Origin of the sequence: Lactococcus sp. S47 (assembly GCF_016517475.1) — a bacterium.
Taxonomy (GTDB): Bacteria; Bacillota; Bacilli; order Lactobacillales; family Streptococcaceae; genus Lactococcus; species Lactococcus lactis.
Window position 1 is genome coordinate 265,207 of the sequence record NZ_JACVUB010000001.1, and the last position, 22,860, is coordinate 288,066.

A 22,860-nucleotide genomic window follows, 5' to 3' on the forward strand; every position below is an offset into this window, starting at 1 on the left:
AATGAATGAAGACCTAATTGCTGAAATTCAAGCTTTATCTGCTATTGGAAGTGAAGAAAAATTTTCCGAGATTATTCGATTATTGAAAAATTCGACTTTAGAGCTTCGGGGGAAAAAGAATCCAGATTTACAATTGTCAGCAAGTGCATTAGTTTTTAAAAAACATAAACTATTTTTTATTGAACACCCTTATCAAAAGGAGCTTTTGCTTCCAGCAGGTCATGTTGAACTAGGAGAAAAGCCATTGGAAACTGCGATTCGTGAGTTCCATGAAGAAACAGGTTTTTCAGCGTCAGAATCAGGCAAGTTGGTAGATGTTAACTTGATTAATATTCCTTACAACAAAATTAAGAATGAGAAAGAACATCAACACATTGATTTTCGTTTTCTATTGGAATTAAAAGAAAAAGAAGCAGACCTTGCTGAATTGCCTTTTTTCCTTCTTGATAGGACTGAAGCTCCTGATGAATTTAAAAAATATTATCAATACAAAAGATAAAGTAGAAAAGGTCACAAAATGTCTATAGAAGAAGCATTGGAATGGATACATTCACGTTTAAAATTTAATATTCGCCCAGGCCTAAGTCGTGTTTCGGCCCTTTTAGAATTGCTTGGTCATCCAGAAGAGTCTTTGTCAATGATTCACGTTGCTGGAACAAATGGAAAAGGCTCCACAGTCGCTTTCACACGCTCAATCTTTATGCAGGCAGGTCTGAAGGTTGCTTCTTTCACAAGTCCTTTCATCACCACTTTTGGTGAGCGGATGTCGATTAATGCACTCCCGATTGCTGATGATAAATTAATTTATTATGTAGAAATGATCCAGCCTCTTGTTGCTGAACTTGATAAAGATGCTGAACTGACTGGAATTACCGAATTTGAAATTATCACGGCAATGGCTTTTAAATATTTCGCTGATGAGCAGGTTGATTTAGCGGTTATTGAAGTTGGTTTAGGCGGACTTCTTGATTCAACAAATGTGATTAAACCTGTTGTTTCTGGAATTACAACAATTGGTTTAGATCATATTGATATTCTTGGTTCGACCATTGAAGAAATCGCAGCTCAAAAGGCTGGAATTATTAAACCAGGAATTCCAGTAGTTGTTGGAAATATTGAGTTAAAAGCACTTCGGGTTATATGGGAAGTGGCTAGAAAAAATACAGCGCGTGTTTATCAATTTCCATATGATTATCGTACGGAAGTAGAAGAACACGAACATTTCAATTTCTTTTCTGGTCAAGAAGCAATATTGGATATTGAAAAATCTTTAGTTGGCTTACATCAAATAGAAAATGCTGGTATGGCTATTGAACTTTCTCTGGTTTATGCAAGTAAGGTTGGGATTGAATTGACTGAGGATGTGATTCGCTCTGGAATTCGTGAGGCTTTTTGGCCAGCTCGTATGGAAAAATTGGGTGAAAAACCACTCATTTTACTGGATGGTGCTCATAATGTTCATGCGATGAATCGTTTGCTTGAAAACCTTAGCTCTGAGTTTCCAGATAAAAAGATTACAATCATTTTTTCAGCCATTACTACAAAAGATATTAGTCAAATGATAAAAATGCTTCAAACTGTGAAAAATTCGCATCTGATTTTGACAACTTTTGATTATCCGAAAGCTTTGAATTTGGGAGATTTTCAAAGATTGGAAGAAGAAGGGGTTGAATTGGCTCCAAGTTGGGAATTAGCTTTAGTTCGTGCGCAAAAAAATTTAGCTGAAGATGATTTGTTATTAGTTACAGGCTCTCTCTATTTCTCATCTCAAGTTCGTGAGTTTTTGAAAAAAGAGAAGTAATAACTAAAATGATTTTTTAGTTTTTAAAATTAATAAATAGTTGTAAATTTAAAAAATTCGGCTATAATAAAATAGATTTATAAATTCATTTCTTTCTTTTGAAGAAATGACGAGGAGGAAAAGACAATTTTGATCGTATTAGCAGGTACAATTGGTGCAGGGAAGTCGAGTCTAGCAAAGGCTTTAGGAGAACATTTGAAAACGGATGTTTTTTATGAAGCGGTGGACAATAATCCTGTACTTGATCTTTATTATCAAGATCCTCAAAAGTATGCTTTCTTGCTACAAATCTATTTTTTGAATAAACGTTTTGAATCAATTAAAATGGCTTATCGTCAGGATAATAACGTGCTTGACCGTTCGATTTTTGAGGATGAACTTTTCCTAACTTTGAACTATAAAAATGGAAATGTAACAAAAACTGAATTGGAAATTTATCAAGATTTATTAGCAAATATGTTAGAAGAACTTGATGGAATGCCCAAAAAACGTCCGGATTTATTGGTTTATATTGATGTGTCATTTGAAACAATGCTCTCAAGAATTGCACAACGTGGACGTTCATTTGAACAAATTGAAAATCAAGAAGGACTAAAAGATTATTATGCTCAAGTGCATGATGAATATCCTGATTGGTATAAAAATTACAACATTTCGCCAAAATTGAGAATCGATGGTGATTCTATTGATTTTGTCAATAATCCTGAACATCTTGATGAAGTTTTGGGACAAATCGATAATGAGTTGAAAAAACTAGATTTGCTTTAAAAAATAGTGAAATTATTATTACTGACAAGGCTGTCAGTAATTTTTATTCTTTTAAATTTACTGAGCTTTCTGTCAGTAAATTTTTTTCGATAAAAATGGTATAATATTAAGAAATTGAGCGAAAGTTATTTTTTGAATTATCTTAAAATTTAATTTTTGTTTGAAAAGGAGAAGTGATGACAGTAAATATAGCAATATTGGGGTTTGGGACAGTTGGAACTGGGCTTCCAACTTTAATTTCTGAGAATAAAGAAAAACTATCAAAAATTTTAGATGAAGAAATCGTCATTTCAAAAGTTTTGATGAGAGATGAAAAAGCAATTGAAAAAGCTAGAGCACAGGGTTATCAATATGATTTTGTTCTAACTTTAGAAGAAATTTTGGCTGATTCTGAGATTTCAATTGTTGTTGAGTTGATGGGACGGATTGAACCAGCTAAGACCTACATTACGAAAGTGATTAAAGCGGGTAAAAATGTTGTCACAGCCAATAAGGATTTACTGGCTGTTCATGGAACTGAATTGCGTGCTTTGGCAGAGAAACATCATGTTGCTCTTTATTATGAAGCGGCTGTTGCTGGTGGGATTCCAATCTTAAGAACTTTAGCCAATTCATTTTCATCAGACAAAATCACACATCTTTTAGGAATTCTTAATGGAACAAGTAATTTTATGATGACGAAAATGTCAGAGGAGGCATGGACTTACGACCAATCTTTGGCCAAAGCTCAAGAACTTGGTTATGCTGAATCTGACCCAACAAATGATGTTGACGGAATTGATGCCAGTTATAAATTAGCGATTTTAAGTGAATTTGCTTTCGGAATGACTCTAAGTCCTGATCAAATTTCTAAATCTGGCCTCAGAACGATTCAAAAAACTGACGTTGAGATTGCTCAACAATTTGGCTATGTTTTAAAATTGACAGGTGAAATTAATGAGGTTGAATCAGGAATTTTCGCTGAGGTTAGCCCAACTTTTCTTCCCAAAAGTCATCCATTGGCCAGTGTCAATGGTGTTATGAATGCTGTTTTTATTGAATCAGATGGAATTGGGGATTCAATGTTCTATGGGGCGGGAGCAGGTCAAAAGCCAACCGCTACGAGTGTTTTAGCTGATATTGTTCGAATTGTTAAACGGGAAAAAGATGGAACAATTGGGAAGTCATTTAATGAATACGCACGTCCAACGAGCTTAGCTAATCCTCACGATATTGTAAATAAATATTATTTTTCCGTTGAAACACCAGATTCAACTGGGCAATTATTGCGCTTGGTGGAGTTATTTACAAGTGAAGATGTCTCTTTTGAACAAGTTTTACAACAAAAAGGTGATGGACATCGCGCAGTTGTTGTGATTATCAGTCATCAGATTAACCGCGTTCAACTTTTGGCCATTCAAGATAAATTAAAAGAAGAAGTAGATTTTAAATTACTTAATTATTTTAAAGTTTTGGGGGACTAGGAAAATGAAAATTATTGTACCAGCGACATCAGCAAATTTAGGTGCAGGTTTTGACTCAATTGGTATTGCGGTCAACTTGTATTTGACAGTGGAAGTACTTGAAGAAAGTAATGATTGGAAAATTGACCATGATTTAGGAAATAATATTCCTACTGACCAAAAAAATTTATTACTGACCACGCTGTCAGCAGTTTTGAAAGCTAAAAATTCCAGTCTGTCAGCAAAATATCATTTGAAAATGACTTCGGGAGTTCCTTTAGCAAGAGGTTTGGGCTCATCAAGTTCAGTCATTATTGCTGGGATTGAATTGGCTAATCAACTAGCAAAGCTAAATTTGACAACGGAAGAAAAACTTGAACTTGCTTGTGTAATTGAAGGGCACCCCGATAATGTTGCACCAGCACTTTTGGGAAATTTAGTTATAGCAAGTACTGTTGCTGACAAAACGAATTATGTTAGCTCAGACTTTCCTTCATGTAAACTTCTAGCTTTTGTTCCAGACTATGAGTTAAAAACTGTTGAAAGTCGAAAAGTTTTACCTAAGGAATTGGCTTACAAAGAGGCCGTTGCTGCCAGCTCTATTGCAAATGTACTGACAGCCAGTCTTTTGACAAAAAATTTAAAAGTTGCTGGGCAAATGATAGAGTCTGACCGTTTTCATGAAAATTATCGCGCTTCTTTAGTTCCTGAACTGAAAATTTTGCGAGAAATTGGTCATGAATTTGGTGCTTATGGAACTTATTTATCTGGGGCGGGGCCAACAGTAATGCTACTTTTACCCGATGATAAGCTGAATTTACTGACAGAAAAAATTAATGAGCAAAATTTATCTGGTCAACTTTATTCCTTGGAAGTTGACAGTAATGGATTACAAGTAGAAGAATCTGTATTATAAATACAGATTTTTTTCTTGATTATTTTACATATAAAATGATATAATCATTAAAGCAAAAAAGAATGTAAAGTAGTTCACTAACTTTCATTTTATTTGTCAGAACAAGGTTTTTGATTGATCATTTTTTTAAAATTAAAAGTAATGAATAATTAAATTTCTTTTATTGACAGGAAATGTGATTTAAATGAAAAACCATTATTGCCCTACTGTCCGCTTTTTTAAAGCAAGAGTTTAAAAAGAAAAGGAAACTCAAATGGCTCAAACAAAAAAGGCAAAAGTCAGAAATCTGATTATTGCTGCGATGCTAACTGCACTTGGAATTTTAATTCCAATGATTATGCCGGCTAAAATTATTATTGGTCCTGCATCATTCACGCTTGCCTCACATGTTCCCGTAATGGCTGCCATGTTTTTTAGTCCATTAATGACCGCTTTTGTTGCTCTAGGAACTACCCTAGGATTTATGATTAGTATTCCGGTACCAACTATTTGGTTGCGTGCCCTTATGCATCTCCCTGTAATGACAGTGGGTGCTTATGTCCTAAAGAAACATCCAGAACTTGTTCATCAAAAAGTTAAAATCCAAATTTTTAATTTTATTCTCGGTATTTTTCATGCTGGTTTGGAAACTTTAGTAGTTTATGTTTTTTATTCTTTAGGATTTGCAAATATTGATCAAGCTGCTCTACTTAATCTTCTATTATTGATTGGTTTTGGTGGTCTTGTTCACAGTATGATTGATTTCAATTTAGCGCTTGGTTTGTGCAATGTTTTGAGCAAAGCCTTCCCAATTGATATCTTCGATAAAGCTAAAGGTTTCTTGAATAAAAAGAAAGTTAAAGCCGAAATTTAAGACAAAATTGTCATCTTTAATAGAAAATGATAAAATAAGGATATGATAAAAGAAACTGACCTTGAAAATATCCCAGATTTGCTGGTTAAATTTAATGAACCATTATCAAAATATACTTATACAAAAGTAGGTGGACCAGCAGATATCTTAGCTTTTCCAGCTACAATTGAAGCACTGACAGAATTATTAGTCAAAGCAAAATCAACTGACACAGCAGTTACTGTGCTTGGAAATGCTTCAAATTTGATTGTGCGTGATGGTGGAATTCGTGGCCTTGTGATTTTACTTGAAAAATTAGAGTCAGTAAAAGTGGCTGGCTATACGATTGAAGCTCAAGCTGGTGCAAAATTAAAAGAAGTAACACAAGTGGCACAAGCAAATTCACTGACAGGTTTTGAATTTGCCTGCGGAATTCCAGGTTCAATTGGCGGTGCTGTTTTCATGAATGCTGGAGCTTATGGTGGCGAAATTTCTCAAGTTTTGGTAAGTTGCAAAGTTATGGATACTGACGGAAACATTTCGGTTCTGACTGCAAGTGAAATGCAATTTGGCTACCGTCATTCTGTCATTCGTGACAAAAATTTGGTTGTTTTGTCAGCAAAATTTGAACTCCAAGCAGGTGATCCGACTCAAATTCAAAATGAAATGAATCGACTCAATTTCCTGCGCGAAAGTAAGCAACCCTTGGAATATCCAAGTTGCGGTTCAGTTTTCAAACGCCCAGTCGGCCATTTTGCTGGACAATTAATCCAAGAAGCTAATCTACAAGGCGTACGCATTGGCGGTGTTGAAGTTAGCAAAAAACATGCAGGTTTCATGGTTAATGTTGCAAATGGAAATGCGACAGATTATGAAAAACTTATCGCACATGTTATTGATAAAGTGAAAGAAAACTCAGGGGTCACTCTTGAACCTGAAGTTAGAATAATCGGTGAAAAATAAGACAGGATTTTCCTGTCTTTTTCAAATTTCAACTTGATAAATCATCTAATTTAAGCTATAATTAATGATGTTCTGTGCATATACAGAAGATTTGACCGCTCAATTTTACTGACGAATAAGCCGTCAGCAAATTAGACCTTTCTATCTGCCAATTTAATGGTTGAATTCTGGATTTAATTTACTGATAGAAATTTCAGCAAAGCTGAAACTTCCCTTATCCACGGATTCAATGACTTCCTTTGGTCGCATTGAACTGACGAAACTAAAAATTTCTCAAAAGTACTTTTCGTCAGTAAAAATAACATCTCGTCAGTAAAATATTGACGATTTCTCAGTAAAAATTGAGCCAAGGCCAGACGGACAGCCGGGTCAAAAGCCGAAATTGGCGACTTTCGTTGCCTTATTGATTAACTCTTTTTAGGAGTTATGGGGAATATAAAAGCCCCACCCAAGAAAAACACGCTTTGGCGCATCAATAAGAGTATTAAAAGTTCTTCTGCTGTATAGACTCTGCACTAGATTTTTCTGTTTTTCCTTTTGGAATCAGAAAACTTAAATTGATGATGAAACCAAGCGTTGGCTTGGTTTTTTATATTACTAACAAGCAATTTTACGGCTTATCACATCTTTATATTCAAAGGAATTAAAAAAATGTCAAAAACAATTATCGAATTTAAAAATGTCAGTAAAACTTATGCTGACACTGATACAACCGTTCTTAAAGATATTTCATTTGAACTAGAAGAGGGAAAATTTTATACTCTTTTAGGCGCATCAGGTTCAGGAAAATCAACAATTTTAAATATTATTGCTGGGCTTCTTGATGCAACCGATGGTGATGTTATTCTTGATAATAAAAGAATTAATGACTTACCCGCAAATAAACGAAATGTTCATACTATTTTTCAATCCTATGCTCTTTTTCCAAATATGAACGTTTTTGATAACGTCGCTTTCGCTCTTAAAATTAAAGGGGTAGGTAAAAAGGAAATTGCCAAGCGTGTCTCTGAGAGTTTAAAACTCGTGCGCTTAGATGGCTTTGAAAAGCGTTCAATTACTAAATTATCAGGAGGGCAAAAACAAAGGGTAGCTATTGCCCGTGCCATAATTGATCGCCCTAAAGTTCTCTTACTTGATGAATCTCTTTCAGCACTTGATATGAAACTCAGAAAAGATATGCAATATGAATTAAGAGAGCTACAACAAAGTCTTGGAATTACATTTATCTTTGTTACGCATGACCAAGAAGAAGCGCTAGCGATGTCTGATTGGGTCTTCATCATGAATGAAGGCGAAATTGTGCAATCAGGGACTCCAACTGATATTTATGATGAACCAATTAATCATTTTGTTGCTGATTTTATTGGTGAATCAAACATTCTAAACGGAAGAATGATTGAAGACTACCTCGTTGAATTTAATGGTCAGAAATTTGAAGCTGTCGATGGTGGGATGCGTGAAAATGAACCAATTGAGGTTGTTATTCGCCCTGAAGATATCTGGTTTACACTTCCTGACGAAGGCAAATTCAATGTAAAAGTAGATACTCAACTCTTTCGTGGCGTCCATTATGAAATTGTAGCCTACGATGAATTTAATAACGAATGGCTCATTCATTCAACACATAAAGCCATTGTTGGAGAAACAGTTGGACTCGATTTTGACCCAGAAGCCATTCACATCATGCGTCTTAATGAAACCGAAGAAGAATTTGACGCACGTATTGAAGAATATGTTGAAGAAGAAGAAACGGTCGGTTTAGCTAATGCTGTCGAAGAAGAAAATGCCGAAGAAGAAGCTGCCATTCAAGAAGCCGTTAAAGAAGCGCTTGAAAACACGATGGAATTGACAGAACTTGCTGAAACAGTGAATGAAATTTTACAAAAGCAAGAGAATGAACCTGAGTCAGAAAATAAAGAAAGTGGGGCTAATAATTGACCAAAAGAATTTATTCTGTTCCCTATTTTCTCTGGATTATTTTCTTTGTTATCGTCCCTTTGGCCATGCTTTTATGGCAATCATTTTTTGATTTAAATGGTCACTTTACCCTTAACAATTATATCCTCTATTTTTCTAGCGGAACTTACCTCTTAATGACATGGAACTCTATTCTCTACGCACTGATTATTACTGTAGCAACCCTTGTCATCTCCTACCCCGTAGCTTATGTTTTGACCAAACTAAAAATGAAACAATTTTGGCTCATGCTTATTATTTTACCTACATGGGTTAACTTGTTACTCAAAGCCTATGCCTTTATTGGAATTTTTGGTAAATATGGTTCAGTTAATAACTTTTTACAGTTTTTGGGAATTGGACGGACACAGATTCTATTTACTGACCTAAGTTTTATTTTGGTCGCATCATATATTTCCATTCCCTTTATGGTTTTACCAATTTTTAATGCTTTAAATGATTTAGATGATAATTTGGTAAATGCGAGTGCCGATTTAGGCGCCTCACGTTTCCAAACTTTTACTCAAGTGATTTGGCCACTTTCATTAAACGGTGTTAGAGCTGGAGTGCAGGCTGTCTTTATTCCTAGTTTGTCACTCTTCATGTTGACGCGTTTAATCGGTGGGAATAAAGTCATCACACTCGGTACGGCCGTTGAAGAACACTTCCTAACGACACAAAACTGGGGAATGGGTTCAACCATTGCTGTTGTTTTAGTTGTAGCCATGTTGATTGTCATGAGAATGACGAAAGAAAGGAGAGATTGATTTGCGAAAGAAAAATTCACTTGGTAAAGTTTACCTCACCTTTGTCCTCATCCTTTTATATGCACCTATTTTTTACCTTATTTTTTACTCATTCAACTCCGGAAGTGATATGAGCAAATTTACAGGTTTCACATTAGATAATTTCAAAACGTTATTTGCTGACAGTCGTCTAATTCTGATTGTTGTTCAAACTTTCTTTCTCGCCTTTTTAAGCTCACTGATTGCTACAGTTATTGGAACAATTGGTGCTTTGAACCTTGTTAAATTCAAGAGAAGACGTCGTGAAACTTTACTGGGCTTAAATAATGTCTTAATGGTTTCCCCAGACGTTGTCATCGGTGCTTCCTTCCTGATTTTATTTACAATTGTTGGAATGAAACTTGGTTTTATGTCTGTTTTACTCAGTCATATTGCCTTCTCTATCCCTATTGTGGTTCTGATGGTAATGCCGCTTTATCAAGAAATGGATAGTTCACTCATTGATGCCGCAAATGATTTAGGGGCAAATTCAAGCCAAATAATGCGTGAAATTACCCTGCCCTATTTAACACCAGGAATTATTGCTGGTTTCTTTATGGCATTTACTTATTCTTTAGATGATTTTGCTGTCACTTTCTTTGTCACAGGAAATGATTTCACAACCCTATCAGTTGAAATCTATTCCAGAGCTCGCGCCGGAATTTCTTTAGAAATTAATGCCCTTTCTACTCTTGTATTTCTCTTTTCAATTCTATTAGTTATAGGATATTATTATATTATGAGAGATTCAGAAACTGTTGGAAAATCTTCAAATCTGACTTAAAACTATTTTACTGATACTTTGTAGCTCAAAGTATAGAAAGGAGAAACTTGAAAAAATTATCATACTTCTTTGTAGGAATTTTGATTATTACTGCCTCGTTAGGACTGATTACTAATAGAATGAAAGCTGCTGATGGAGTCAAAACTCAAAATAATAGCCTGACCATTTTTAACTGGGGAGAGTATATCGACCCAGACTTGATTAGTAAATTTCAAAAAGAAACAGGATATAAAGTAAACTATATGACCTTTGATTCCAATGAAGCCATGTATTCAAAAGTCAAACAAGGAGGAACAGCTTATGACCTGATTGTTCCTTCCGATTACATGATTGAAAAAATGGCCAAAGAAAATTTGCTCATTAAGCTAGACCATAGTAAAATTAAAGGTTTAAAAGATGATGACCCTAAACTCCTGAATCCGGCTTTTGACCAAGGAAATCACTATTCTGTTCCATACTTCTGGGGAACATTAGGGGTTGTTTATAATTCAAAAACAGTAACAAGGCCACCAAAAACGTGGAATGATATCTGGTCACCAACTTACAAAAACTCAATTTTACTGACAGACAGTGTGCGTGACGTTATGGCAATGGTCCTTAGTAAACATGGATATTCATTAAATACAACCAACCAAAAAGAGCTAGATATAGCCTATCAAGATCTTCTAAAACTTACGCCAAATGTAAAAGCAATTCTGGGTGATGAAATCATGAATTACATGATTAATAATGAAACACCTTTGGCCGTTGTTTATAGCGGACAAGCAGCAGAAATGACCTCTGAAAATAAAAATTTGAAATACGTTATCCCTGAGCGGACAAATATTTGGTATGACAATTTAGCCATTCCAAAAACAGCTAAAAACGTCAAAGCAGCTTACGCATTTATCAATTTCATGCAAGAACCCAAAAATGCAGCCCAAAATGCGCAGTGGATTGGTTATGCAACTCCAAATTTGAAAGCCAAAGCCCTCTTACCTAAAGAAATTCGAGATAATAAATCCTTTTATCCAGATGAAGCAACCATCAAAGATGATGAAGCCTACAAAAACCTCAATCCATACTGGACTGGAATTTATAATGATTTATATTTAGAATTTAAGATGAATAAATAAAAAGAGCATTTAACCCTAGCGGTTACGCTCTTTTTTCTTTGTTGTGGCAAATTTTATATCATTATTTATTTTACTAAAGATATTTTTAACTTTTATATTCTTAAATTTTTTAGCTCTTTAGAATATGGAAATACATATCGAGTATTATGGATATATTTGAATGTCCTATTTTTTTAGAAATAGTCATAATGTTAACTCTTTTATAAAGAAGTACAGAGGTATGTGTATGTCTTAATTCATGTGAAGTTTGATGGTCAAGTCCAATTCGTTACAGAATTTCTTTAGTGCTTATTTGCTTCTAAAATTACAATTATTCCTCTGTGTTGATGCCAGCAAACTAAATTATTAGGGTTAGGATTTGTGAGTTCCAAATCTTGGAACAACTTTTCTTGGCGATGTTTATATCTCCAAAGAATAATTTTTTTAAAATTTTCATCTAATCAAAAAAATGCTTCTGAACTGATTTCTATCAGAAATACAAATATGCTAATTGAATTGGAGTGAAAAAAGACAGGAGAGTAGAACGTGGACAATATCTACTTAATTTACAACAAATACATGGGAAAAATAGAAGAGCGCGTGTTTACTCTTAAAGAAGCTTTTGATATAGCACAGGGGGAATTTAAAGTTTGGGAGGTTTGTTGATAGGAATAACATTGGAGAACTTTTGCAAATAAAGCAGGTCATGATGGTTAATATTTCTGATAAGATTCTTATTATCCGTACCAATTTTGAAGAATAGAAGAGTTAAAAAATCTAAAATTGGGAACTGGTGGAACTCGCTTGCCGAATTCTATGAACAAGCACAGGTATCGCCTAAAGCAATGGCAGATATATTAAATTTGAATAAAAATAACCCTGACTTCGGCCAGTTTTTTACAATTTTGTAAGTGTTACACTTACAAAATGTTATACTTTAAGTATCAAAACATTTTGAGGAATAAAATAATGAAAAAAATATTTTTGGGTTTAGCTACTGTATTATTAGTAATCCTTATCGGCTCTGGTTATACTTGGTATAAAGTAAATTATGGCGGTACAGCCTACTATGTTCAGATTAATAAAAATGGTAAAGAAGAGGAAAAAATTACGTCCGACTCAAGTGCAAAATATAAACAATATGCTTATGATATAGATTCTTATCAAAAAGATGGAAAAGTAAAAAGAGTTGATTTCAATACGGACCATAATCTTCGAAAAGAAGCATATTTGAAATTAAAGGTTAATCCTACTAAGGGAGTAATTTCTTGGGAAGAGGTTAAAAAAAGTGAAGTACCAAAAGCAGCATTGGAAAAATTAAAAGAATAGATTTTAAACTAATATCCTGACTTTAGTCAGGGGTTTTTTTGATATAATAATATCAAAGAAAGTGAGGAGTTATGATTCAATCAATAGTGCACATTGCGTTAGTTGTTAATGATTACGATGAGGCAATAGATTTTTATACTAAAAAGCTTCATTTTGAATTAGTAGAAGATACATATCAACCTGAGCAAAATAAAAGATGGGTGGTAGTATCTCCTCCTAGTTCCAATGGTACAACTATTCTTTTGGCAAAGGCTACAAAGAAAGTCCAAGAATCATTCATAGGAAATCAAGCAGGAGGGCGAGTATTTCTTTTTTTGGGAACTGACAATTTCGATAGAGATTACTCAGAGATGGTAAATAAAGGTGTTGAATTTGTTAGACCTCCAAAAGTCCAAGAATATGGAAAAGTTGCAGTCTTCAAAGATTTATATGGTAACTTATGGGATTTAATTGAATTTGTTCCAGGTCACCCGATGTTTACCCGTGTTAAATAATTTATCCCGCTTCAGCGGGTGTTTTTCTTTAAAAAAACCTAATAGCAGCAGACTAGTAGGATAGTTTTAATAATGAAGGAGGTGGGGATTGAACCCACTAAATAATTATATTCTCCCAACCATTTCGGGTTTCCTTCTTAATTGATAGCTTAAGAATACCAACAAAAGATAACGTTGTCAAAAGAAATGCTTTATAGAATTGTTATTTATAATACCAGAGTATATCATTTTGTAAACGTCAACATACAAGTTATAATAGCAATAGATTGTTTCGAAAGTACTCTAACCGTCATTAGAGTACTTTCTTATTTTGGTTTTAATATGTTATACTGTTATCATTATATTATAATCGGAGAGGGACAAAAATGAATTTAGGTTATTTATTTTTAGCGATTGCTATTGTTTCAGAGGTTACTGGTTCAAGTTTAATTAAGTATACAGAAGGTTTTACAAAACCTCTTCCATCAATATTTTGCATGGCTTTATTTGGGCTTGCAATATTTATGCTTTCAAAAACAGTTAATTATATTCCTTTGTATATTGCCTATGCTCTTTGGGGGGCTCTTGGAATCATATTGGTTACGCTGATTTCAATATTTGTGATGAAAGAATCAGTCAATATAGCAACAATTTTAGGGGTGTTTTTTATTGTAATAGGAGTAGTATTAGTAAATATATACGGTTCATCACATTAAACTTATATAATTGTCCTAAAAAGAATTTAGTTCTTAAGAGCTAGGCTGAGATTATCATTCATTTAAGAAACAAGTTATATAATAAGTTCATTCCAAAAAATAACTTTTTCATAAATACTCCTAAGCGCCTATGAATTTAGGTGCTTTTTTATTCAAAGAATCCCTTGTAATAATAGTAAAAATTGGTATACTTACTCTGGTGAGTTTGATTGAGCTCTTTTCTTTCTAACATGAGTCACCCTCCCACATTTGGGTTAGCTTTTTTAAATAATGTGTAACTATAAACAAAAATCAATTTGATAATAAGATTAAGGAGCATCTAACGAATAAGAATAAAGAGAAAAGGGCGATCATAGGAATACTGTTTTTCGAGTTTATAGTAAGTATTTTAGTGATATATCTAGTGATAGCTTTACTAATGTGAGAAATAACTTGGTGTTCGGATAAGATAACACATCTTTAAAATAATTTATGAATCCAAAGGTTAAATTGTTTTTAACTGATATTAGTGTTATAGTTAAAAAACGGGATGGAGCAGTTAGGTAGCTCGTCGGGCTCATAACCCGAAGGTCATAGGTTCAAATCCTATTCCCGCAATATTTTAAGGGCTTTAGGGAGCCCTTATTTTTCTTATAAAAACCCACCCTTAAGTAAAAATTTTTTCGTGAAATAGGCAACACCTAGAATGGAAGTGAAAAATGAAAACAGGAGAAAAATTACATTATCAAATGGGGAACATGCAACGGTCGTTTCTGGATATATTAATCTCTATAATAATGCACTAATTGTTGAATTAGAAAACCATGATGTCAGGGTTGTTGATAGAGAAACCCTGACACTTGCTAAAGCAAATCCGCATGAAAATCTGGGGAGTCACAAGAAGATCAATAAGTATTAAATAGACCAATTTGCCTTTAGTAATAACAGGTGTTATTACTATGAGGTAGGTTTTGTCTCGAGTTTAAATGTTTTAGGAATGCACTTTTTCGCAAAATGAGATTTACAATTTTGTCGAAAGGAAATAAATATTATGGCAAATGGAACAGTAAAATGGTTTAACGCAGATAAAGGATTTGGCTTTATCACTTCAGAAGAAGGCAAAGATTTGTTTCGCTCACTTCTCAGCAATCCAATCTGATGGATTCAAAACACTTGATGAAGGTCAAAAAGTTGAATTTGATGTTGAAGAAGGTCAACGTGGACCACAAGCAGTTAATATCACAAAAGCATAATTGTATCTGAAAATCGTGCAAAAACTGGAGTCATTACTTCAGTTTTTTATATTCGGTTGAAATTATGAGAGAGTATGATATATTAGAACTCTTAAACATGGTGTCAGCAATCTGCTGGCATTTTATTTATTCCAAAAATTTGCCAAATAATTTATAATTCTATATTTTGTTATGATTTTCAATAATAACAAGACGGAGAATAGCAAGCTTTATTTGGAGAAAGATGTTTATCCAATAATGTAATAGTTAAAAAAATAAAAATAACTTTCAGAGTTAGGTTATTATAGTGGTATAGATAATACAAATGCATTAATAACTAATGAATCAATAATACTTACAAAAAAACTTTGAACTTTGCTTATATAAAATACATAAAGTATCCAATAAATTTTGATATAATTAGATAAATAATATTATTTTATGGAGATTATGGAGAAATATTTTATGTCACTTGCGACAATCTATAGTTTGATGGGAACACTAATAACGATTAACACATTGCTTGCCCTTGTGACAATTTTTCGGAAACCTAGGTCTATTGCTAGTATTTTTGCGTGGTCTATGTTCTTGTTCTTTTTACCAGGCGTTGGTTTCCTTGGCTATCTTTTTTTAGGAAGAGGGCTTGATCGAACAACAACAAATCGTTTTGAAGAAGAAAATAAATATAATCTATCTATTCTTGCCCAAAGGGTGCGTGAAAATAATGAAAAATTTGAGCCAAAAGAAATGGCACCCCATGAAAGATTACTGAAAAGGTATTTTAATAATATGGAACGTACACCACTTTGTCGTGGGAATAAAGTGAATTTTTATCTGAATGGAGAAGATAAATTTACAGCCTTGTTTGATGACATAAAGAATGCTAAAGATAATATTCATGTAGAATACTATGCATTCTTTAATGACAAAATTGGAACTGCTTTTCGCGATAATCTAATTGAAAAAGCTAAAGAAGGGGTGGAAGTTAGAGTAGTTTACGATCCATGGGGAGGAAAAACGAGAAAGGATTTCTTTAAACCTTTGGAAGAGGCAGGAGGTAAGGTCACAGCCTTTATCACATCGCGTAATACACTAACAAAAACCCGACTTAACTATCATTTACATCGTAAAATTGTAGTGATAGATGGTCAAATTGGTTGGACCGGCGGTTTTAATGTTGGTGATCAATATATTTATAACAGTAAAAAGTTTGGCTTCTGGCGCGATACACACGGTAGAATTGTTGGTACAGCAGCTTTTGGTCTTCAAGAAACATTTATTCGAGATTGGAATGTTTCAGTCAGAGATCCTAAAGATAAGCTTGAAAGAGAAGATTCATATTTTGTGGTACCGGAAGAAGAAGGGAATATTGATATTCAGATTGTCGCTAACGGACCAGAGAGTGATAATAAAACCTTAAGAACAGGTTTTATTAAAATGATTATGGATGCGGAAGACTATATTTGGCTTCAATCGCCTTACTTGATACCTGATGACTCTATGATAACAGCGCTTGTAGCAGCGGCAAATTCTGGTGTTGATGTAAGAATTATGATTCCCAATATGCCAGATCATCCGTTTATTTTTAGAGCAACACAATATTACGCAAATTATCTACATAAACACGGTGTGAAAATATACAATTATACAAATGGCTTCATACACTCTAAAACCCTTGTAATGGATGGAAAATTAGGAGTATTTGGTACAACTAATCAAGATATTCGCAGTTATGAATTAAATTTCGAGATAAGTGCTTTTTGTTATGATGAAACTGTAGCAAAAGAGATGAGCAGGACCTTTGAGGGAGACTTAAGAAATTCAAAGCTACTTACTGATGAAGAAATTGCCCAACAATCTATCTGGCTTAAAATCAAGCAAAACTTTTCGAGATTACTTAGTCCGATATTATAAATGGTCCTGTATATAGGGCTTAATAAGGATGAATTGACTCCTTTAAAATACATTAATATTGAAAAATAAAAATCACTTGAAAATTTTAGTGATTTTTATTTTGGAGAAATTCTTCCTATATTCAACTGAAAGTTAATTATTCAAGAGTAGAGTAATAGATGCTACAAATCATTCATACTCACTAAGACCTTGATTGTCTACTAAAAGTCAAAAGGTTTGCTGAACTTATGCGAGCATTTTTTATTAATATCAGACCAGAGGGTTAATCTCCAAAAGATAAATTTAGTAGAAAAACGTCTTTTAATGCATGTTTTTTTAGCCACTGCATGAGGCGACTTTTTTACTTGTCTGATATTGAACAAATAAAAATCTTTTATAATCAATAGATAATTTAAAAGCTAAAAAGTTATTAGAATTATTAGCCTTCTAATAACTTTTTTGATAAAATAATTTTTCAAATACTTTCAAAAATGTAAGAAAAAAAGGTAAAATTTTAGATATAATAATAATTAAAGAAATTAGTTTAGGAGGAAAAGCAGATATTGAATAAAGTAAACATGATCGAAGGACTGTCAAATGCAGAAGTCGAAGAACAAAAAAGACTTGGAAATTTGAATATCATGACGGTTAAAGTTGGGAATTCAAATAAAGATATTATCATTAAAAATTCAATGACCTTATTTAATTTACTCAATCTAGTACTTGCGGTTGTGTTATTTATCATTGGTTCTTATAAAAATATGCTGTTTATTTTCTCAATTATTTCTAATACCTCAATTGGCATCTATCAAGAAATTAAAGCCAAAAGAATTATTGAAAAACTTTCTTTTCTAAAACAAGATAAAGTAGAAGTGATAAGAGCAGGTGAACAAGTAAGTATTGAAAAAGAAGAGCTTGTTTTAAAGGATATTATTTGTCTGAAAAAAGGGGTTCAGGTTCCGGTGGATGCGATATGTTTGGAAGAAGGACTAGATGTTGATGAATCCATGATTACCGGAGAATCTGATTTTATCGAAAAACATGTTGGTGATTTCATCTATTCAGGTAGTCTTGTCATGCAAGGTGCTTCAAAAGCACAAGTTCAGGCAGTCGGTAATCGTACATTTATCAGTAAGCTCACAAAAGAAGCTTCAGTATTAAAAAAATCAAAATCAAAAATTCAACAACAAATTGATAAAATTTTAAAAATTATAGCAATAGGAATTATTCCTATTTCAATTCTTGTTTTGCTGAACCAGTTCGTCTTTTCATCATTAAACTTATCAGTGATTCCTCAAAGAAAGATGGCGATTGTTGGAACAGCAACAACGATTACAAGTTTAATTCCTGAAGGATTAGTCTTGCTTACATCAGTTGCTTTGGCCTTAGGTGTCATTAAACTTTCACAAATGGATGTTTTGACTCAAGAATTATCAGCAATTGAAACATTGGCTAGAGTTGACGTTTTATGTTTAGATAAAACGGGAACAATTACCGAAGGACAAATGAATGTTGAAAATGTTCTATACTATAATGATAAAGCTGAAACAAATGATATCATTTCATATATTATCTCCTTAGATAAAGAACAAAATTCCTCAATGGAGGCTTTGACAAAATATTTTACTAGTGGTCAACAAAATACCTTTGAATTAGTTTCATATCAACCTTTTAGCTCAGAAACTAAATATCAATCTGTAGAAATTAAAAATAAAGGAAATTATATTTTAGGAGCTTTTGATTTAGTAGCAAAAGATGTCACTCCTAAACAACAAGCTGATATTGAGGAAGCCTTGGAAAAAGGTTATAGAATTCTCGCTCTCTCTCATAATGTTTTGGGAGAAAAAAGCCAACTTCTTTGTCTTATTTTCTTAAAAGATAGACCTAAAAAAGAAGCTAAAAAAATATTAGAATACTTTGAAAAACAAGGGACTCAGATTAAAATTATTTCGGGTGACCATCCAAAAACGGTCTCACTTATTGCAAAAGAGGTCGGTTTAGAAGCGGATTATATTGGTCTATCAGAACTTCCTGAAAGTGAAAAAGAACTACAGGAAGTGGTAGAAGAAAAGACAATATTCGGTCGCATAACTCCAGAAAGAAAACGGGATATCATTGCTGCTCTACAGGCAAATGGTCATACCGTTGGAATGATTGGAGATGGAATTAATGATATTCTCGCCCTTAAAAAATCAGATTGTCCAATTGCCTTAGGAAGCGGTAATGAAGCTACAAAGTCAGTTGCTCAATTTATTCTATTGAAAAATGATTTCTCTGTTCTTCCAAATATTCTCAAAGAGGGAAGAAAGGTAATTAATAATATTACACGTGTCGCTAGTATGAATCTTCTAAGAGTGATATACATCTTTACCTTAACAGTTCTATTGTTAATTACACGTCATCTCTTCCCATTAGAATCAATAAATTTAATGATGATGGGTATCTTTACCGTCGGAATTCCTAGTGCTTTACTTGTGCTAGAAAAAGATGAAAAAAGAAATGAAGATGATATTCTCCAAAAAATTAGAGACAACGCTCTACCTACGGGAATCATTATTGGGATTGCTATATTTGTAATGTTCAGCTTGGCCTATAAATTCCCAATCTATACAACATTTACTGATGGACACTTTGTGACTCATTATAAGGAGTTTATCAGTGATGTAACTTTAGTTATTGGTAGTGTTCAACTCTTTTCACTCTATCTCTTATGCCGTCCGTTAAGCCGCTTTAGAGCTATTGTTATTGTCGGAATGACAGCACTCTTTTATGGAACTTACTTTATTTCACCAGTAACTAAATTTTTAGGAATTGCACCTTTCAAAAGTTTCAGATTTGTTATACCAACAATTATCTGTATCTTAATGATTCTTATGGTTAGAGCTTTATTCTCTAAAAATATAAAGAGAAAAACAAAGAAAATTGCGATACTTCTTGTAGGTTTAGCCTTAATCAGTGGATTCTCATTTACCAAATTAAGACAGTATAATGCAAAAGCAGCGATTGAAAGACCTCAATATAAGAAGATATTAGTCGATAATTGGGAAAGATCTCAGGTTAATAAAGAAAATGTAAACGAGAGATAAGCATAAAAAAAAGACACCATCCTTTTTGGCGGTGTTTTTTTTTTTTTATTCCGATGAATGGGCTACTATTTTTCGCCAATTGCTTTTATAAATCGTGTGGCAATCTCAAAAGGTCTGGTTATTGCTCCCCCGATAACCATGGCATCAACACCAATATCATAAACGCGTTTGGCTTGTTCTGGACTATGAATTCTTCCCTCTGCAATGACTGGAATCTTCTCCTCAACTAGTTTTTCAAGTAAGGCAAAATCAGGTTCATCTTGTTTTGGACTTTCATCTGTATAACCACTAAGCGTTGTACCAACAAAATCTACCCCAGCTTCATATGCATTTTTACATTCTTCAAAGGTTGAACAATCTGCCATCAAAAGTTGGTTTGGATATTTTTCTTTGATTGATTTGATAAATTCATTAATAGTTAGGCCATCATAACGTTCTCTAGAGGTACAATCCAAGGCGATGACTTCACAAGAAGTGGCTACTAACTCATCTATTTCTTTCATGGTAGCAGTAATAAAAGGTTTTTGTGGTGGATAATCTCTTTTAATAATACCAATTATTGGTAAATCAACTATTTTTTGAATTTCTTTAATATCTCTTACAGAATTTGCCCTAATTCCAACGGCTCCCGCTTGTGCAGCTGCTTTAGCCATCAAAGGCATGATACCACCTTTTTCAGAATATAAAGCTTCACCAGGTAAAGCCTGACAGGATACAATAATTCCATTTTTTACTTTGTCTAAAAATACTTCTTTATTCATTCTACGATTTGCCTCCAATAAAAATTAAAGTGGAGATATTCTCCAACAACGAATATAGCATGCGCTTACATTTTTGTCAAATGACATAAATTTTTAATTGCTTTTTTAAAAATATAGTAAGAAAATGATAAATATTTAAGTTTTTCGGAATCTTATGCTATGATATTTATTGAATAAAAATGAAAAAGGAGTATTTTCTCAATGGCAAAATCAAAAAAGGAAATTGAAAAAATTGTTTTAGAACAGACTAATTTTGTTCCATACAATGAAAAAGGACAAGAAATTTATATTACTTTGAAAGCCAAAAAAAATGGTAAAAAAAATTTAAAGCACAATGAAAAATTTGCTAAAAGTGCAGAATTTGATAAATTAGTAAAACTTTTTGGAGAAAATAAAGTGAAACTCATTCATGCAAGTGCTCAACGTAGAATAGAGATTTTGCGTTAATGTAAATTCATAATAAAGACTACACTTTCTTTATTAGATAAATTAGAACTACTTACCTTGTGAGTGGCTTTTTTATTGTCGAAAAATATTTGACTACACTTTTAACTATATTTTAGGTGAAAGAATTAGGGAATTATGGAGTATATTTTTTCAAAAATTTAAATACTCTTCATTTATAGGAACCAAATGATAATATGTGTTATAATATGGACATGACAAATTTCAAGAAAAACGATATATTTGAAGCAGAAGTACTTGACTTAACACATGAAGGACAAGGGGTTGTTAAAATCGACTCTTTCCCTTTCTTCGTGGATAATGCTTTACCTGGGGAACGTATCAAAATGCATGTGCTTAAGGTTGGGAAATCTTTTGGATTTGGGCGTGTGGATGAATTTATAAGTCAGAGTAAACATCGTGTTACTCAGCTTAACCTTGATTATTTGCGCACCGGAATCGCAGATTTTGGTCATCTATCTTATGATGAACAAGTGAAATTTAAACATAAGCAAGTAGTAGATATTTTGAGAAAAACAGCTGGTAAATCTGATTATCCAGTTTTACCAGTAGTTGAAGCAATCAAAACAATTAATTATCGAAATAAAGCACAAATTCCTGTCCAAATGATTGACGGGCTTTTAACTACAGGATTTTATCGAAAGAATTCTCATACTTTGATTCCTGTGGAAGATTTTTATATTCAACATCCTGAGATTGATGCTGTGGTTCTTTTTTTGCGCGATGAGTTTCGAAAGATTAATTTACAAGCTTATGATGAGAAAACAAGAAAAGGTTGGTTGCGAAATATTGTTGTCCGTCGAGCATTTCACACGGGTGAAATGATGATTACTTTAGTCGTTACAAGTAAAAAACTTCCAGAAAAGGTTGAACTTGTGATTGATCATTTGGTTGAACGTTTTACAAATATAAAATCTGTTCAATTAAATATTAATTCTGGAACAGGTTCATTTATTTTAGGAAAAGAATTTATTTTATTATACGGCAAAGATTTCATCACAGATTTGATGCTGGATAAAACTTATCAAATTTCGGCCCCTGCCTTTTATCAAGTTAACACACCTCAAGCTGAAAAGCTTTATGAAACTGCCTATGACTTTGCGGGTCTAAAACCAGGTGATGTTGTTATTGATGCATACTCTGGAATTGGAACAATTGGAATTAGTATGGCTGATAGAGTTGCAAAAGTCTATGGTATGGAAATTGTTCCAGCAGCCGTTGAAAATGCTAAACGTAATGCTCAATTAAATGAACTTGAAAATACACATTATGAGGTTGGAACTGCTGAAAAAATCATGCCTAAATGGCTTTCAGAAGGAATAAAACCCGATGTCATTTTTGTTGATCCACCAAGAAAAGGGTTGGATGAAGGCTTTATTAAAGCAGCAGCAATGATGAATCCTCGACGTATTGTTTATATTTCTTGTAATCCAGCAACTTTTGCTCGTGATGTTGTTCGCTTTGAAGCTGAGGGTTATTTGTTGGATAAAGTTCAACCAGTTGACTTATTCCCACAAACGCATCATATTGAATTAGTTGCTAGTTTTAATAAAAAATAAAAGAGGATAATAAATCCTATTCATAG

The 22,860-nt window shown here is 33.2% G+C and carries 20 protein-coding genes, 1 tRNA gene and 2 pseudogenes; 21 read left to right on the forward strand and 2 right to left on the reverse strand.

Translation table 11 applies throughout. The features are described from left to right. Position 1 precedes the first annotated feature (1 nt). The 11 genes from IAE52_RS01270 (at position 2) to IAE52_RS01320 (ending at position 11,362) form a co-directional block, all read left to right on the forward strand. Positions 2-499, forward strand: coding sequence for an NUDIX domain-containing protein (locus IAE52_RS01270; RefSeq protein ID WP_021721819.1), 498 nt, complete (start codon positions 2-4; stop codon positions 497-499). Between the two features lie 18 nt (positions 500-517). Continuing rightward, the gene (locus tag IAE52_RS01275; protein WP_015426353.1) at positions 518-1,801 is read left to right on the forward strand and encodes a folylpolyglutamate synthase/dihydrofolate synthase family protein; all 1,284 of its coding nucleotides are present in this window, start codon (positions 518-520) and stop codon (positions 1,799-1,801) included. 126 nt (positions 1,802-1,927) lie between these two features. Next, the gene (locus tag IAE52_RS01280) at positions 1,928-2,569 is read left to right on the forward strand and encodes a deoxynucleoside kinase (protein ID WP_032398530.1); all 642 of its coding nucleotides are present in this window, start codon (positions 1,928-1,930) and stop codon (positions 2,567-2,569) included. A 176-nt stretch (positions 2,570-2,745) separates the two neighbouring features. Next, a complete protein-coding gene (locus tag IAE52_RS01285; RefSeq protein ID WP_003132116.1) occupies positions 2,746-4,032 on the forward strand; it encodes a homoserine dehydrogenase in 1,287 nt (428 codons plus the stop codon). Between the two features lie 4 nt (positions 4,033-4,036). Then, positions 4,037-4,927 carry a homoserine kinase gene (gene thrB, locus IAE52_RS01290; RefSeq protein WP_109990866.1) on the forward strand — a complete coding sequence of 297 codons (891 nt, stop codon included), beginning with the start codon at positions 4,037-4,039 and terminating at the stop codon, positions 4,925-4,927. A 253-nt stretch (positions 4,928-5,180) separates the two neighbouring features. Next, entirely contained in the window at positions 5,181-5,780 is a 600-nt protein-coding gene (niaX, locus tag IAE52_RS01295) for a niacin ECF transporter S component NiaX (RefSeq protein WP_003132120.1), read from the forward strand. Between the two features lie 42 nt (positions 5,781-5,822). Beyond that, the gene (gene murB / locus IAE52_RS01300; protein WP_010905790.1) at positions 5,823-6,722 is read left to right on the forward strand and encodes a UDP-N-acetylmuramate dehydrogenase; all 900 of its coding nucleotides are present in this window, start codon (positions 5,823-5,825) and stop codon (positions 6,720-6,722) included. A 651-nt stretch (positions 6,723-7,373) separates the two neighbouring features. Further along, on the forward strand, positions 7,374-8,660 hold the full coding sequence (locus IAE52_RS01305; protein WP_200136629.1) for an ABC transporter ATP-binding protein: 1,287 nt from the start codon (positions 7,374-7,376) through the stop codon (positions 8,658-8,660). Beyond that, complete coding sequence (locus tag IAE52_RS01310; protein WP_029343879.1) at positions 8,657-9,445, forward strand: ABC transporter permease; 789 nt, start codon at positions 8,657-8,659, stop codon at positions 9,443-9,445. Before IAE52_RS01305 ends, IAE52_RS01310 begins: the two co-directional genes overlap by 4 nt. 1 nt (position 9,446) lies before the next feature. After that, the gene (locus IAE52_RS01315) at positions 9,447-10,247 is read left to right on the forward strand and encodes an ABC transporter permease (protein ID WP_033899529.1); all 801 of its coding nucleotides are present in this window, start codon (positions 9,447-9,449) and stop codon (positions 10,245-10,247) included. 47 nt (positions 10,248-10,294) lie between these two features. After that, positions 10,295-11,362: an ABC transporter substrate-binding protein gene (locus IAE52_RS01320; protein WP_033899531.1), complete on the forward strand. Its 1,068-nt coding sequence runs from the start codon at positions 10,295-10,297 to the stop codon at positions 11,360-11,362. A 109-nt stretch (positions 11,363-11,471) separates the two neighbouring features. Here the strand turns inward: IAE52_RS01320 and IAE52_RS11625 are convergent, their stop codons facing one another. Beyond that, the gene (locus IAE52_RS11625; RefSeq protein ID WP_103055231.1) at positions 11,472-11,627 is read right to left on the reverse strand and encodes a tyrosine-type recombinase/integrase; all 156 of its coding nucleotides are present in this window, start codon (positions 11,625-11,627) and stop codon (positions 11,472-11,474) included. A gap of 683 nt (positions 11,628-12,310) precedes the next feature. Between IAE52_RS11625 and IAE52_RS01330 the strand changes: the two genes are divergently transcribed. The 8 genes and pseudogenes from IAE52_RS01330 (at position 12,311) to IAE52_RS01365 (ending at position 20,049) form a co-directional block, all read left to right on the forward strand. Further along, complete coding sequence (locus IAE52_RS01330) at positions 12,311-12,670, forward strand: YxeA family protein (RefSeq protein WP_033899533.1); 360 nt, start codon at positions 12,311-12,313, stop codon at positions 12,668-12,670. Between the two features lie 71 nt (positions 12,671-12,741). After that, positions 12,742-13,164, forward strand: a complete 423-nt coding sequence (locus IAE52_RS01335; protein WP_033899534.1) for a VOC family protein — start codon at positions 12,742-12,744, stop codon at positions 13,162-13,164. A gap of 365 nt (positions 13,165-13,529) precedes the next feature. Continuing rightward, the gene (locus tag IAE52_RS01340; RefSeq protein ID WP_085624388.1) at positions 13,530-13,859 is read left to right on the forward strand and encodes a multidrug efflux SMR transporter; all 330 of its coding nucleotides are present in this window, start codon (positions 13,530-13,532) and stop codon (positions 13,857-13,859) included. A gap of 523 nt (positions 13,860-14,382) precedes the next feature. Continuing rightward, positions 14,383-14,453 (forward strand) — tRNA-Met (locus IAE52_RS01345). A 104-nt stretch (positions 14,454-14,557) separates the two neighbouring features. Further along, a pseudogene (locus IAE52_RS01350) lies at positions 14,558-14,757 on the forward strand (bacteriocin). Between the two features lie 132 nt (positions 14,758-14,889). After that, a pseudogene (locus tag IAE52_RS01355) lies at positions 14,890-15,091 on the forward strand (cold-shock protein). 444 nt (positions 15,092-15,535) lie between these two features. Continuing rightward, complete coding sequence (gene cls / locus IAE52_RS01360; protein ID WP_162551440.1) at positions 15,536-16,984, forward strand: cardiolipin synthase; 1,449 nt, start codon at positions 15,536-15,538, stop codon at positions 16,982-16,984. Between the two features lie 557 nt (positions 16,985-17,541). After that, on the forward strand, positions 17,542-20,049 hold the full coding sequence (locus IAE52_RS01365) for an HAD-IC family P-type ATPase (protein ID WP_109990870.1): 2,508 nt from the start codon (positions 17,542-17,544) through the stop codon (positions 20,047-20,049). A gap of 65 nt (positions 20,050-20,114) precedes the next feature. Here the strand turns inward: IAE52_RS01365 and IAE52_RS01370 are convergent, their stop codons facing one another. Beyond that, complete coding sequence (locus IAE52_RS01370) at positions 20,115-20,810, reverse strand: N-acetylmannosamine-6-phosphate 2-epimerase (RefSeq protein WP_109990871.1); 696 nt, start codon at positions 20,808-20,810, stop codon at positions 20,115-20,117. 201 nt (positions 20,811-21,011) lie between these two features. Between IAE52_RS01370 and IAE52_RS01375 the strand changes: the two genes are divergently transcribed. Together IAE52_RS01375 and rlmD are read left to right on the forward strand one after the other, a co-directional pair. After that, a complete protein-coding gene (locus IAE52_RS01375; RefSeq protein ID WP_012897766.1) occupies positions 21,012-21,257 on the forward strand; it encodes a hypothetical protein in 246 nt (81 codons plus the stop codon). Positions 21,258-21,463: 206 nt separating this feature from the next. Next, entirely contained in the window at positions 21,464-22,834 is a 1,371-nt protein-coding gene (rlmD, locus tag IAE52_RS01380; protein WP_162551495.1) for a 23S rRNA (uracil(1939)-C(5))-methyltransferase RlmD, read from the forward strand. Positions 22,835-22,860 lie beyond the last annotated feature (26 nt).

Excerpts from the sequence above, each read along its gene's own strand:
- IAE52_RS01270 (WP_021721819.1), top strand. The coding sequence starts at position 2 with ATGAATGAAGACCTAATTGCTGAAATTCAAGCTTTATCTGCTATTGGA.
- IAE52_RS01275 (WP_015426353.1), top strand. The coding sequence starts at position 518 with ATGTCTATAGAAGAAGCATTGGAATGGATACATTCACGTTTAAAATTT.
- IAE52_RS01285 (WP_003132116.1), top strand. The coding sequence starts at position 2,746 with ATGACAGTAAATATAGCAATATTGGGGTTTGGGACAGTTGGAACTGGG.
- thrB (WP_109990866.1), top strand. The coding sequence starts at position 4,037 with ATGAAAATTATTGTACCAGCGACATCAGCAAATTTAGGTGCAGGTTTT.
- niaX (WP_003132120.1), top strand. The coding sequence starts at position 5,181 with ATGGCTCAAACAAAAAAGGCAAAAGTCAGAAATCTGATTATTGCTGCG.
- murB (WP_010905790.1), top strand. The coding sequence starts at position 5,823 with ATGATAAAAGAAACTGACCTTGAAAATATCCCAGATTTGCTGGTTAAA.
- IAE52_RS01305 (WP_200136629.1), top strand. The coding sequence starts at position 7,374 with ATGTCAAAAACAATTATCGAATTTAAAAATGTCAGTAAAACTTATGCT.
- IAE52_RS01330 (WP_033899533.1), top strand. The coding sequence starts at position 12,311 with ATGAAAAAAATATTTTTGGGTTTAGCTACTGTATTATTAGTAATCCTT.
- IAE52_RS01335 (WP_033899534.1), top strand. The coding sequence starts at position 12,742 with ATGATTCAATCAATAGTGCACATTGCGTTAGTTGTTAATGATTACGAT.
- IAE52_RS01340 (WP_085624388.1), top strand. The coding sequence starts at position 13,530 with ATGAATTTAGGTTATTTATTTTTAGCGATTGCTATTGTTTCAGAGGTT.
- cls (WP_162551440.1), top strand. The coding sequence starts at position 15,536 with ATGTCACTTGCGACAATCTATAGTTTGATGGGAACACTAATAACGATT.
- IAE52_RS01365 (WP_109990870.1), top strand. The coding sequence starts at position 17,542 with ATGATCGAAGGACTGTCAAATGCAGAAGTCGAAGAACAAAAAAGACTT.
- IAE52_RS01370 (WP_109990871.1), bottom strand. The coding sequence starts at position 20,810 with ATGAATAAAGAAGTATTTTTAGACAAAGTAAAAAATGGAATTATTGTA.
- IAE52_RS01375 (WP_012897766.1), top strand. The coding sequence starts at position 21,012 with ATGGCAAAATCAAAAAAGGAAATTGAAAAAATTGTTTTAGAACAGACT.
- rlmD (WP_162551495.1), top strand. The coding sequence starts at position 21,464 with ATGGACATGACAAATTTCAAGAAAAACGATATATTTGAAGCAGAAGTA.